The organism is Ruminococcus sp. Marseille-P328 (genome assembly GCF_964249465.1).
In the GTDB taxonomy this organism is placed as follows: Bacteria; Bacillota; Clostridia; order Lachnospirales; family Lachnospiraceae; genus Blautia_A; species Blautia_A faecis.
Genome location: NZ_CAXUBQ010000038.1, coordinates 15,393 through 28,039, shown reverse-complemented (window position 1 = coordinate 28,039; position 12,647 = coordinate 15,393). Strand labels below are relative to the sequence as shown.

Here is a 12,647-nt window from a genome sequence, read left to right as displayed (position 1 = left end):
TGCGCCGGCGAGTGAGTAATACACATTGTCCAAATGCGTCCGCATTGAAGAACTTTTAATCAACTAAATAGCAAATTTCTAAAATTCCTGCTCCAACAGCTCCCCATCAATATATCTGGCCTTAATATTCCGGTCATCTCCGATGTAGCAGAAACGCTCCAGTTTCTCCTCTGCCGTCATTTTTGTCCATGGATCTTCCATATTATCAATCACAAGAGCATTAAACGCATACCCTTTTTCGAAAGAACCAACCTTACCGAATACACTTCCAGACTCTTTGGTTGCATGATAGAATGCCTGTGTAATAGTAATGGTCTTACTCTCCTGTGGCTCGTAGAATTCTTTCAGCTTGGATAACTGTACGGCTCTTGCAACCTGGCGGTAGATGCCGATTCCATGGCCACCGGCAATGTCAGTTCCCATGGCAATTTTCAGTCCCTCAGCCTCCATATGCTGCAGCGGCATAATTCCTGCAATAATATTCACAGTGGCATCCGGGCAGTGAACAGAAAAGCTTCCATGTTTTTTCAGAATCCGCTTATCTTCCTCAGTTGGGAAAATAACATGGGCGAAAATAGACGGACCGTGATCCATCAGACCTGCGCGCTCATAAATTTCTGTATCAGAACCATAGCCCGGAAACAGATTCAGAGCTTCCTGTGCCTCCCACAGAGACTCTACCAGATGAGTGTGCACACCACAATGATATTTTGCTGCCAGCTTGCCAAGACCATCGATCAGCGGCTTGCTGCAGGTCGGGGCAAAACGGGGAGCCAGAATGGTTTTCACCTTTTTGCTGCCCTCATGTTCTGCCAGATACTTCTCTGTTTCCTTCAGGGAATCCTCTGTGGTCTCGGTGAGAAATTCCGGAGAATTGCAGTCCATGTTCACCTTTCCCACATAACCATACATGCCTTTCTCTTCCATTTTATCAAAGAGATAGTTTGTGGCCTCACGGTGAATGGTTGCAAAAACATTGGCATGGAAAGTACCATGGCGGAGCATATCATCTACAAATGCATCGTAGCAGTTTTTTGCATACTCCATATTCTGGAAACGGGATTCCTGCGGAAATGTATAATGATTCAGCCAGTCGGAAAGCAGACAGTCCATACCGATTCCGCGCTGTACATACTGTGCTCCGTGTACATGAAGATCAGAAAAAGCCGGAATGATCAGCTTATCACCGTAATCTATAACCTCTGTGCCCTGATACTGCTCCGGAATCTTTTCACAGATCTGTGAAACCACTCCATCTTCTACAATTATATAACTGTTTTCGTGAATCTCTAACCTGTCTGCTGACGGTGTAAACAAAATATCTCCGTGGTAAATCTTTACTGCCATTTTTTGTCCCTCACATTCTTAATCATTGCATTTTTTCTCTTTCTCGCATCGCTTTTCCTCTATTTTGTATCTGCAATCCTGACCTCGATCCTGGTAGAATAATTATCATTATCCTGTTCCACAAACTGGTCGATGATATTCAGCGCCAGAATGGTATCCTCCAGATTCAGATTCCGTCCCCATTCCTTTATCCTTTTAAAGCTGTCCTGAATCTCTTCATATGCCCCTTTGTGATACCCCACAACATAGGTTCCTGCAGGAATCGTGCGTATCTCCGCATTTTCCTCTGGAACGGCATCTGTAAGAAGCGCTCCAAATTCCTTGCTATTTTCCCCATAAAATACAATGGTTGGATAAAAGTAGAAGGATTCGCCTGCATAAAGCTCCTCTTCTGCTCCGATGGGAATATATTTTCGCTCTGGATATTTCACCACCTGGATATTTTCGTAATCAATTCCTGCTTTCGAATCTTCAATAAACTGTATTTTTCGCAAAATCGCATGGTCGATCCGCATCATCTCTTCCCACTGGGCATGAATGGCTGCGGAACGCTCCTTCAGTCTTTTAAGCGCCTCATCAGGACTTTTTGTGTCCTGAAAATCCCGGACTGCCTCAATGGAATAACCCAGTTTTCGCATATAGCGGATGGATGCAAGCTTATAAGTCTGATCAAAACGATATTTCCGATATCCGTTTTTCGGGTCTCTGTAGCTGGGCTTCAGAATTCCGATTTTGTCATAATAATGCAGGGTCTGCACGTTCAATCCGAATAAGGTCGCCAGCTCATTTACGTTCAGATACTCTTTATTTGCCATAGATACTCCTATCTTGAGCCTTTTACATAAGGCTTAGCAAGAGCTTCTGGTTCACTGTTCTTTCCAGCAGCACCAAGCATTGCAATAAGGGTCAGCGCATATGGCAAAATTGCCAGAAGGAACGGGGAAATGGATACGCCGATGGTCTGGAGACGAATCTGCAGGGCATTGGCTGCTCCGAATAAGAGAGCCGCTCCAAACATTCCAAAAGGTGTATATCGTCCAAGAATAACAGTTGCAAGAGCAATATAGCCACGGCCAGAAATCATATTTTCTGTAAAAACGCCAAGCTGTACCAGTACCAGATATGCACCGCCGATTCCTCCAAGGATTCCGTTAAATACCATCACGATCCAGCGGTATTTTTTCACCTGGATGCCTGCGGATTCTGCTGCACGTGGGTGTTCTCCCACTGCCATAAAGGACAGCCCCAGATTGGTTTTTTTGTAAAAAACCCAGGTAAGGATCAGGAGAACATAAAGGATATAGGTCAGGAAATCGCAGTTAAAAAATGCATCTCCGATCAGCGGGATCTTTGATAAGCCTGGAATGGCAATGTTTGGGAAAGTCTCGATCTGCTGATAGCCCTGTCCATTTGACATTAATTTAAATAAAAAGCTGGTGACGCCAAGCATAAGCATGTTGATGGCAAGACCGGAAACAGACTGGTTCTGGATCAGTGTAATGGAAAGAAGTCCGTGAAGCAGACTGACTACAAGTCCTCCTGCCATACCGCACAGAAGTCCCACAAACAGATTGCCGGAATACCAGGCACCTGCAAAGGAAAAGAATGCACCGCTGAGCATAACACCTTCCATTCCGATATTCAGAATACCGGATTTTTCCGCAATGGTCTCACCAATTCCGCCATACATAAGCGGCACTGCCAGACGAACTGCTGCGGCCAGAAAAGCCGTCATAAAGCTTAAACTGAAAATCTGCTGAAGCATTACGCATTTCCTCCTTTTCCAACTTTTGCCTGTTTCTTTTTGAAATGAAACAGTTCTCTTCCCAGAATCAAAACAACAACCAGACCGATCAAAATATTAACGATTGCAGACGGTACTCCAAGCTGTCTTTGCATGGAGCTTGCACCTACCTGCATTGCTGCATAAAGCACTGCCACAAAGAATACGCCAATAGGGTTGTTAAATGCCACAAGTGCGATCAAAACAGCCGTATAGCCACAGTTTGAGGAGATTCCCTCCAGAAGCTTTTTCTGAATGGCAAGAACCTCGATTCCACCTGCCACTGCGGAAAGTCCGCCGCTTAAAAAAGCGGAAAGCACAATATTTTTCATAACAGAAATACCGTTGCAGGTGCTTCCACGTTTGTTCAGTCCAACTGCCTTCAATTCGTATCCCATAGTTGTTTTTTCCAGGAAAAACCATACTACAAGTACACAGATGATTGCGATCAGAATACCTGCATGAAAACGGGTTGCCCGGATCAGGGTTCCAAGCTGTACGGCTTTGTCAATTTTCGCAGACTGCGGAACATTTCCTTCCGGGTCCATCAGGAAGGAACGGACTGCATAGCCAAGAAAATTAATTGCAATATAATTCAGCATAATAGTGACAATAATTTCGGAAATATTGAATTTCGCTTTGCACACTGCTGCGATCAGCGCCCACACGCCACCTGCCAGAAATCCGATTACCAGGGAAAGGATAATTCTTGGTATTCCCGGAACAGCAGTCCAGTTCAGAGCTACCATGGTAGTTGCCATTGCCCCTACATAAAACTGTCCTTCTGCACCAATGTTGAAAAAGCCGGTACGATATGCTACTGCGCAGCCAAGACCTGTAAGGATCAGCGGGCATGCTTTTACAAAAATTTCTGCAAATCCAGCAGGTGTTCCAAAGATTCCACGGAAGAAAAGACCGTATGCTTCCACCGGGCTTGCGCCGCATGCAAGGATCAAAACCGTACCTGCCAGAATTGTGATTACAAGAATCAGAAGTACATCTGTAATCCCTCTTGTTCTTTTTTCCTTCTCCATTATCTTGCCTCCTCTTCTGAAATTCCGCCCATGAGAAGGCCGATTTTCTGTACAGTAGCTTCTTCTCTATCCAGGATTCCCACGATTTTTCCACCAAAAAGCACTGCGATCCTGTCACTTAATGCCATAATTTCTTCCAGATCTGCGGAGATCAGCATAACACCTTTTCCTGCATTTCTCTGATCTATAAGCTGCTGACGGACAAATTCTGTAGCACCGATGTCAAGACCTCTGGTAGGCTGGCTTGCCACGATCACTTTTGCATGATCGTTCAGCTCTCTGGCTATGATCAACTTCTGCTGGTTTCCGCCTGACAAAAGCTTCACAAGCGTATCAATCCCCGACTTTCCGGATGCGCGCACCTGATATTGTTTCATTTTTTCTGCTGCATTTTTACGGATAGCTGCTTTGTTTATAATAGAATGGTTTGCAAATGGAAGCTTCCCATATTCCCGGAGAACAAGGTTTTCTGAAATGTTCATTCCGGTGATCAGACTGTCTGACAATCTGTCCTCTGAAATATAGGAAACACCTGCTTCATAACGTCCGCGGATATTGATTCCTGCCAGATTCTGTCCGTCCAGAAGGATTTCGCCCTCACCGGCTTTCTGGATTCCGGTGATCACCTCTGCAAGCTCTTTCTGTCCGTTTCCTTCCACACCGGCAATTCCAAGGATTTCCCCTTTGTGAATGGTAAGGCTGATATTCTCAAGCTTATGACGGCTGTGTTTTCTGTGATGATTGGACACATTTTTCAATTCCAGCATAATATCTTTTTTGGGAGAACCTTCTATATGATAGTCATCATTCAGCTCTCGTCCGATCATATAGGCAGACAGCTCTTCCGGATTGGTGTCTGCAGTCACAAGATCTGCCACCTGTCTGCCATCCCGAAGAATGGTAACCTTGTCACTGATTGCCATAATCTCGCTCATACGATGGGTGATGATAATGATTCCATAGCCTTCTTTTTTCAGATTGCGGAGAACATCGAAAAACTGTGTGGTTTCCTGAGGGGTGAGTACGCCAGTAGGCTCATCCAGAATCAGAAGTTCTACATTTCTGTATAATGCTTTCAGGATTTCCACGCGCTGCTGTTCTCCCACTGACAGATCACTGATCACAGCATCCGGGTTCACGTAGAGTCCGTATTTTTCTGCCAGATCAGTCAGCTTCTTTTTTGCAGCAGCTCTGTCCAGGAAAAAGGAGTTGTCCTTCAGATTCAGAACAATGTTATCCAGAACTGTCATTTTATTTACCAGGGAAAAATGCTGCTGGACCATTCCAATGCCTGCATCGATAGCTTCCCTTGGAGAGGCAAAATCCGCTGGCTTGTCTTTCCACAAAATTTCACCGCTGTCTGCAGTGTACAGACCAAATATAATATTAACAAGTGTGGTCTTTCCGGCTCCGTTCTCACCGAGGAGAGCATGGATCTCACCTTTTTCTACTGTCAGGTTGATATTCTCATTTGCATATACGCCGGAAAATGATTTACAGATATGTTTCATTTGAAGAAGAGACATGGTTTTCTCCTTTTTCTCGTATAATTAAAGTGTTTTAAAAAGCTGAAACTTCGGAAGGTTATCTCCACTGACTGATTGATAACTTTCCTCCATTTCAGCTTCATTTGTCTTTGAACAATCAGTTGCCGGATTTCAGATTGCGAGCCATTTTTATAAAAACAGATATCTCAATCCGCGGTTACAAATCCGATTTCTTACTGTCTCATTGTGTAGTCGCGCTCAACTTCAAGCTCGCCGGAAACGATCTTATCAATTGCATCCTGTGCAGTTGCTTTCACATCATCGGAAAGATTGTCGGAAAGGAGAACTTCTACTGCGCCATCTGCCATACCAAGGTTGTAAACATCTCCCTCAAAGCTTCCGTCTGCAACGCTGCCAAGGGCAGTATCAATTACAACATCAAGATTGTAAATTGCAGAATCAAGAATATTGTCAGGTGCTAAAGAGCTCTGATCGTAAGAATCGCCCTGGCACCAGATTCCAGCCTCAACAGCTGCTGTCATTGCACCATTTCCGCAAGCATTTGCACAATGCTTGATTACGTCTACGCCATTGTCGATCATAGCTTTTGCAGCTTCCTGTGCAAGCTGTGTATCAACAAAAGAGTTTGTCCAGGCTGTCTGAACTTCGATATCAGGATTTACGGATTTTGCTCCGTCTTCATATCCGTTAATGATCTTTACAAGGGAATCTCCAGGGATCGGTCCAATGGCGCCAAGCTTACCAGACTCAGAAGTAGAAGCAGCAATGATTCCTTCTACATAAGCGGTCTGCTCACATGCCATAACGTAGGAAGCTACGTTGTCAGCGGAAGCGTCAGCCTCTGTGCAGATGAATTTGGTGTCTGGGTAGGTCTCTGCAACTTCCAGTGCAGGATCACCGAACTCATATCCGTGACCGATTACCACATCATAACCTGCACTTGCATAGTCAGCAAAAGCAGCGGAAATATCAGCAACTTCCAGGTTCTCTGTGTAAGCCAGCTCGTATCCGTATTTCTCACAGGCTTTCTGTGTTCCTTCGTATGCTGTCTGATTCCAGCCCTGGTCATTTGCTGCTCCGGAAAGTAAAAGTGCTACCTTCAGTCCTTCTCCATCAGCTGCCTGTACCGGCTGAGTACATACACCATTTACCATAGCCGCTGTCATTGCCATTGCTAATCCCATAACCACCAGTTTTTTCATCATAATCCTCCTTGATCAGATCCTGTTTTCGTGTATTCGATACTGTTCACTCCGTGGCCAGTATCGCTTATTTTTCTTATCCGCAACTTTGTAGTTGCTATAAGGTTTTCTTAAGGCTTCTTTATAGTAAACTATATAGTTACTATAGAGTCAATACATTTTTTCTTTTTTTTGCAAAATTATCTGAAAAACCATTGAAGACGCACAGGGCAGTTTTTATTATTCTCCAAATTCTTCTGCAACCTTCTTCAGCATTTCCCGGATTGGCAGATGATATGGGCATCTTGTCTCGCACTTGCCGCATCCCACACATGCAGAAGCTTTCACTGCCATGCTGCCGTAGCGGTCTTTCGCCCAGTCAGCCAGATTGTAGCGTTCCAGATATCCTGCGAAAAGGAATGCGCTTGGGATGCTGATTCCAACCGTACATGGCGCACAGTAATTGCAGCGACGGCAGAAATTGGTGCCCAGCTGATGGCGGATCTGTTCCATTTCTGCAAGCTCTGCCTCTGTAAGAGGTGCTGCGTCGGAGCATGCCTTAATGTTCTCTTCCAGTTCAGATACTTCTGCCATTCCCGGGATTACCACCGTAACAGCCGGGTTGGAACAGACATAACGAAGTGCAAGAGTGCCATTCTCAATTGCACCACCTGCTAATGGCTTCATGGCAATAAAGCCCACATTTTTCTCCTGACATTTGCGGATCAGCTCGTCGCCCTGGTTTTCTACGATATTATATGGAAACATGATTGTCTCCACCCAGTCCAGATTCAGTGCGCGCTCAAAAACAGCTGTAGAATGTGCAGTCAGACCGATATGACCAATTTTACCGGCTGCTTTCGCCTCCAATAAAGCCTCCAGGGCACCGTCCTCACCTATAACAGTGTCCAGCTGTTCCATGCTTGGGTTGTGTACCTGATACAGGTCAATGTGATTGGTTCGAAGATTGCCAAGGCTCTTCTCAATGTCTGCTGCCATGGTCTCTCTGGTTCTTGCCATACTCTTGGTGGCAATTACAAATTTGTCACGAATTCCTTCAAGGGCATAACCAAGATACTCCTCGCTGACCGTATAGCCTCTGGCTGTATCGATATAATTTACCCCCTCTTCTGCCAGCTGCTTCATTAATTTCTTAGTACCTTCCGCGTCAATTCTCTGGATGGGGATTCCGCCAAATCCCATACGGGAAATCTTAAGACCGGTTTTTCCAAGTGTTGTATATTTCATTTGTGCTCCTCCTTATTTTTGATATATAATAATTTATGATACCAGTGTCAAAAAGGTCAAAAAGCCGTTCGTGCTTGCACGATAAGGCGTTTGAACTTGGGACACGCCAAATATGAGAAAGTAGCGATTTACGCAGTAAATCAGCGGATTTCGAATATTGGGAGGATTGCGGGAGCAGCGTAGCTGCGGAGCAATCCGGGGTATCAAATGAGTGGCAAAAGACCTTTTGACACTCATATCATAATTTATAAAATGTGTCTGAAATTAAACAAAATATGCCACCGGCATACGCCGATGGCACATAAATAAACAGCTTATGCTATTTAGAACGGAATATTCGCAATCCGCTACTTGCTCATAAATAACTGCTCTGTAGTTATTTATACGCGTGACAGGTACTCGCCTGTTCTGGTGTCAATTTTCAGCTTGTCGCCCTGGTTAACGAACAGCGGAACCATTACCTGTGCTCCTGTCTCAACGATAGCCGGTTTGGTAGCACCCTGAGCTGTATTACCAGCGAATCCTGGCTCTGTCTCTGTAACTACAAGCTCAACGAATAACGGAGGCTCAATAGCGAATACATTGCCATTGTGAGAACAGATCTTAACCATCTCATTCTCTTTTACAAATTTAAGAGAATCGCCAACCTGCTCTTCTGTAAGACCAACCTGGTCAAATGTCTCTACGTTCATGAAGTAATATAATCCGCCATCGCTGTAGAGATACTGCATATCAACACGCTCGATACGTGCTGTAGGGAATTTCTCTGTAGGACGGAAAGATTTCTCTAACACGGATCCTGTAATAATATTTTTGTATTTGGTTCTAACGAAAGCAGCTCCCTTACCCGGTTTAACGTGCTGGAATTCTACGATCTGACAAACGTTGCCATCAATTTCTACTGTGACACCGTTTCTGAAATCACCTGCTGAAATCATAATTAATTTTTCCTCCTTATAGTGCTTATGACTAGAAATATTTTATTATATATGTACCATTTTTTCAACTACTTTTTTTCATATGCAGCCAAATTTTCCTGTTTTTCCCATATATTATGGCAAAATACTTTTGTATTTACGGAAGCTGTCCTTCAATTTCCTTGATCAGCTCCTCAAAAGGCTTCACTCCTGTCACAACTTCAATATCTGCAAATTTATGATAAATCGGATCACGCTGTTTCAGAAGCTTTTTGATCTTTTCATCCTGATTTTCGCCTTCCAGAAGAGGATTGCTATTTCCCTCAAGCCTCTTGCGGAGAGTCTCAGCAGACCCCTTCAGGTAAACAACTGTACCCAGCTGCTTAATATACTGCTCATTCTGCTCCTGAACCGGAAGACCTGCGCCAAGAGAAATCACTTTTCTTTCTTTATCTTCAATCAGAGCTTTCACAGTCATAGTTTCCAGAGCACGGTAATATGGCTCTCCAAATTTCTGTAAAATCTCCTTTACGGACATGTTCATCTTCTTAACAATCACCTTGTCCACATCCACAAATGTCAGTCCCAGGTCACTGGACAGACGTTTCCCCACTCTTGTCTTGCCAGAACCCATAAATCCGATCACCACAATATGGTTCATGAATTCTTCTCCTCCTTGGTATAAAAATGTAATACAATTTTCTCCAGATAGCGCTTCAGCACGATCTGGATCTCTTCCTTGGGATTGATCGGCTTTACCAGAATATTACGAAGGCCAGCATTCTTAGCCCCCCATATATCGGTAAAAAGCTGGTCTCCGATAAAGACCGTATTCCCTGTGTTCGTTCCAAGTCTCTCCATGGCCCTTTCATAGCCTTTTCTGGACGGCTTGGCAGCCATTTCAATGAACTGAGCGCCTACTGAAGCGGCAAATGGTTCTACCCTTTTTTTCCTGTTGTTTGACACCAGACAGCAGGAAAAGCCAATGTCGCGAAGCTGCTGAAAAAGCCGGACAGCTTCCGGATCTGCCGGTGCCCCATGAGGAACCAGGGTATTGTCGATATCAAACAAAATCCCCCTGTATCCCTCCTGGTATAGTTTTTCATAGTTGACTACATATGCTGAATCCAGATATTTATCTGGAAAAAAGCGTTCAAACATTCTGTTACATCCTTTAATTCTTTTATTTTCTATGGTAATACAGATTGCGGGAATGATTTTTCAAACAGACTCCGGCAACGCGCTTTGCAATGCACAGAAATCATGTATTCACATGACCTCGCGCCTGTTTTCCAAGAGGTTCTGTCAGGATCCCGTCACCTGCTTAGGTACGCCTGCAGTTCCTCATAATGGTCTTTCATCACATCATAACCATGCTGATAAAACGCCATCAGCTTCTCTTTGTTCGCCTCCGCACGCCCCACAGTGGGAATTTCCGGGCGGATGACAAAAATATGTCCTTCCCTCTCCCATTTTTCCAGAAGCTCCAAAGTCCGGTTGTAGCTGCGGTAACGATTATATAAAGTGTTCAAAAATTCCGGATAATGCCGAAATGCAGCCACATAAAGCGGAGTGCTCTTTCCCGGTTTCTTCTTGCGGTAACCCATATTTCGGGTAAGGATCACCACGTTCTTTCGATATCCCTTCTCCATGGCATGGATCAGGGGAATCGAATCTGCAATGCCGCCATCCAGATAAGGAACACCGTCAATCTCTACCATGGGACTTACAACGGGAATACTGGAAGAAGCCCTTCCAATATCCATCAGACGCTTTCGGTCATGCTTCTCAGTCATATATTCCGCATCACCAGTCTGGCAGTTGGTCACTACCAGCTCACACTCCGTATCTGACTGAAAAAAAGTATCAAAATCAAACGGAAACAATTCATTTGGATATTTGTCAAACAGCATATCCATGTCAAAAAGCTCATGCTTCTTAAGAGCTTCCTTAGTAGCAATATAGCTGTTTGCCTTATCCTCTATGATCATGCAGTCTCTGGTCCTTCCAGGCTGCCAGGATACATAATCAAGAGCATTGCAGGAACCAGCGGAAACACCCACCACATATGGGAATTTCACCTCTTTTTCCATAAGATAATCCAGAACCCCTGCTGTAAATACTCCCCTGCTTCCCCCGCCCTCCAGGACCAGGGAAGACTGATGCTTCACTGTCATTCTTATTCACGCTCCTTAAGCGGTACGTATACAGCCGGAGCCAGAACGTTCTTGTAAGCCGGACGGATGATTTTGTCTGTATTGATCAGTTCTTCCATTCGGTGGGCGCTCCAGCCCACAATACGTGCCACTGCAAAAATCGGTGTATACAGCTCAAGAGGCAGATCCAGCATGCTGTAAACAAAACCGCTGTAAAAATCCACGTTTGCGCTGACACCCTTGTAAATATGGCGCTCCTCGGCGATAACCTCCGGAGCCATTTGCTCTACCATCGCGTAGAGATTGTATTCTTTCATACGGCCTTCTTCTCTGGCCAGAGTCTCAACAAAGCCTTTCAGTACCTGGGCACGGGGATCCGATACCGAATAGATCGCGTGTCCCATACCATAAATAAGACCTCTCTTATCAAAAGCTTCTTTGTGAAGCAGTTTCTTCAGATACTCTCTTACTTCCTTTTCGTCAGAAATATCCTTCACATTCTTCTTCAAATCCTGGAACATACTTACAACCTTAATATTGGCACCACCGTGCTTCGGACCTTTCAGAGAACCGAGAGCTGCTGCGATTGCAGAATAGGTGTCTGTTCCGGATGAGGAAACAACGTGTGTAGTAAATGTAGAGTTATTACCACCGCCGTGCTCCATATGAAGGATCAGGGCAAGATCCAGGATCTTCGCCTCCAGATGAGAATATTTCTTATCCGGGCGAAGCATACGGAGGATATTCTCCGCTGTGGAAAGTTCTTTCTTCGGATTGTGAATATAAAGGCTCTTGCCGCATACATAGTGATTGTAAGCCTGATATCCATAAACAGATAAAAGAGGAAATACACTGATCAGATTCAGGCACTGTCTCAGTACATTCGGAAGGGAAATATCATCCGGCTCCTTGTCATAGCAATAAAGTGTAAGCACACTTCTGGACAGGGCATTCATAATGTCCTTGGACGGTGCTTTCATGATAACGTCCCTTACGAAATTCGTAGGAAGGGAGCGCTGGTTCGCCAGAAGCTTGGTGAAATCCTCCAGTTCCTCCCCATTCGGAAGCTTGCCGAACAGTAAAAGATAGGTAGTTTCTTCGAAGCCATATCTGTCATCTTCAATAAATCCCCTGGTCAACTCCTTGATGTCATATCCCCTGTAGGAAAGACTGCCCGCACAGGGCACTTCCTTGCCGTCAACCACCTTCGTGGCGCATACATTGGAAATCTGCGTCAGACCCGCCAGGACGCCCTTACCATTGATATCGCGAAGCCCTCGCTTTACATCGTATTTCTGATAAAGAGACAGATCCAGGCTGGAATGCTCCTTGCAAACCTCTGTCAGGTTCTCTATTTCCGGTGTTACTTTCATCTTAAATCCTGTCATTCAAATAAACTCCTTTCTTTTTAATCCGTCCGATAATCCGTTCCTCCCTCAATTATTAATGCTGTCAGAGTCAGAAGCGGATGCT

Annotated in this window: 12 protein-coding genes; all 12 read right to left on the bottom strand. The window is 44.7% G+C overall.

Annotated features, from left to right (window positions below):
- Window positions 1–78: 78 nt before the first annotated feature.
- On the bottom strand, window positions 79–1,347 hold the full coding sequence (locus ACESTK_RS19075) for an amidohydrolase family protein (RefSeq protein WP_373120515.1): 1,269 nt from the start codon (window positions 1,345–1,347) through the stop codon (window positions 79–81).
- A gap of 59 nt (window positions 1,348–1,406) precedes the next feature.
- Window positions 1,407–2,162, bottom strand: coding sequence for a MerR family transcriptional regulator (locus ACESTK_RS19070; protein WP_148461844.1), 756 nt, complete (start codon window positions 2,160–2,162; stop codon window positions 1,407–1,409).
- Between the two features lie 8 nt (window positions 2,163–2,170).
- Window positions 2,171–3,112, bottom strand: coding sequence for an ABC transporter permease (locus ACESTK_RS19065; RefSeq protein ID WP_294426204.1), 942 nt, complete (start codon window positions 3,110–3,112; stop codon window positions 2,171–2,173).
- Window positions 3,112–4,164 (bottom strand): ABC transporter permease, encoded by a 1,053-nt coding sequence (locus ACESTK_RS19060; RefSeq protein ID WP_173735349.1) that lies wholly within the window; start codon window positions 4,162–4,164, stop codon window positions 3,112–3,114. Before ACESTK_RS19060 ends, ACESTK_RS19065 begins: the two co-directional genes overlap by 1 nt.
- On the bottom strand, window positions 4,164–5,690 hold the full coding sequence (locus ACESTK_RS19055; protein ID WP_373120513.1) for an ABC transporter ATP-binding protein: 1,527 nt from the start codon (window positions 5,688–5,690) through the stop codon (window positions 4,164–4,166). Before ACESTK_RS19055 ends, ACESTK_RS19060 begins: the two co-directional genes overlap by 1 nt.
- 194 nt (window positions 5,691–5,884) lie before the next feature.
- A complete protein-coding gene (locus ACESTK_RS19050; RefSeq protein WP_330602517.1) occupies window positions 5,885–6,877 on the bottom strand; it encodes a BMP family protein in 993 nt (330 codons plus the stop codon).
- A gap of 216 nt (window positions 6,878–7,093) precedes the next feature.
- Complete coding sequence (locus ACESTK_RS19045) at window positions 7,094–8,101, bottom strand: aldo/keto reductase (RefSeq protein ID WP_373120512.1); 1,008 nt, start codon at window positions 8,099–8,101, stop codon at window positions 7,094–7,096.
- A 380-nt stretch (window positions 8,102–8,481) separates the two neighbouring features.
- Window positions 8,482–9,039, bottom strand: coding sequence for an elongation factor P (gene efp, locus ACESTK_RS19040; RefSeq protein WP_118583940.1), 558 nt, complete (start codon window positions 9,037–9,039; stop codon window positions 8,482–8,484).
- Window positions 9,040–9,175: 136 nt separating this feature from the next.
- Window positions 9,176–9,679, bottom strand: a complete 504-nt coding sequence (locus tag ACESTK_RS19035) for a shikimate kinase (protein ID WP_148461849.1) — start codon at window positions 9,677–9,679, stop codon at window positions 9,176–9,178.
- The gene (locus tag ACESTK_RS19030; protein WP_173770260.1) at window positions 9,676–10,179 is read right to left on the bottom strand and encodes a YqeG family HAD IIIA-type phosphatase; all 504 of its coding nucleotides are present in this window, start codon (window positions 10,177–10,179) and stop codon (window positions 9,676–9,678) included. Before ACESTK_RS19030 ends, ACESTK_RS19035 begins: the two co-directional genes overlap by 4 nt.
- A gap of 155 nt (window positions 10,180–10,334) precedes the next feature.
- Complete coding sequence (locus ACESTK_RS19025) at window positions 10,335–11,195, bottom strand: patatin family protein (RefSeq protein WP_118583934.1); 861 nt, start codon at window positions 11,193–11,195, stop codon at window positions 10,335–10,337.
- A gap of 2 nt (window positions 11,196–11,197) precedes the next feature.
- Complete coding sequence (locus ACESTK_RS19020) at window positions 11,198–12,562, bottom strand: citrate/2-methylcitrate synthase (protein WP_373120511.1); 1,365 nt, start codon at window positions 12,560–12,562, stop codon at window positions 11,198–11,200.
- Between the last annotated feature and the right edge of the window lie 85 nt (window positions 12,563–12,647).

Excerpts from the sequence above, each read along its gene's own strand:
- ACESTK_RS19075 (WP_373120515.1), bottom strand. The coding sequence starts at position 1,347 with ATGGCAGTAAAGATTTACCACGGAGATATTTTGTTTACACCGTCAGCA.
- ACESTK_RS19070 (WP_148461844.1), bottom strand. The coding sequence starts at position 2,162 with ATGGCAAATAAAGAGTATCTGAACGTAAATGAGCTGGCGACCTTATTC.
- ACESTK_RS19065 (WP_294426204.1), bottom strand. The coding sequence starts at position 3,112 with ATGCTTCAGCAGATTTTCAGTTTAAGCTTTATGACGGCTTTTCTGGCC.
- ACESTK_RS19060 (WP_173735349.1), bottom strand. The coding sequence starts at position 4,164 with ATGGAGAAGGAAAAAAGAACAAGAGGGATTACAGATGTACTTCTGATT.
- ACESTK_RS19055 (WP_373120513.1), bottom strand. The coding sequence starts at position 5,690 with ATGTCTCTTCTTCAAATGAAACATATCTGTAAATCATTTTCCGGCGTA.
- ACESTK_RS19050 (WP_330602517.1), bottom strand. The coding sequence starts at position 6,877 with ATGATGAAAAAACTGGTGGTTATGGGATTAGCAATGGCAATGACAGCG.
- ACESTK_RS19045 (WP_373120512.1), bottom strand. The coding sequence starts at position 8,101 with ATGAAATATACAACACTTGGAAAAACCGGTCTTAAGATTTCCCGTATG.
- efp (WP_118583940.1), bottom strand. The coding sequence starts at position 9,039 with ATGATTTCAGCAGGTGATTTCAGAAACGGTGTCACAGTAGAAATTGAT.
- ACESTK_RS19035 (WP_148461849.1), bottom strand. The coding sequence starts at position 9,679 with ATGAACCATATTGTGGTGATCGGATTTATGGGTTCTGGCAAGACAAGA.
- ACESTK_RS19030 (WP_173770260.1), bottom strand. The coding sequence starts at position 10,179 with ATGTTTGAACGCTTTTTTCCAGATAAATATCTGGATTCAGCATATGTA.
- ACESTK_RS19025 (WP_118583934.1), bottom strand. The coding sequence starts at position 11,195 with ATGACAGTGAAGCATCAGTCTTCCCTGGTCCTGGAGGGCGGGGGAAGC.
- ACESTK_RS19020 (WP_373120511.1), bottom strand. The coding sequence starts at position 12,562 with ATGACAGGATTTAAGATGAAAGTAACACCGGAAATAGAGAACCTGACA.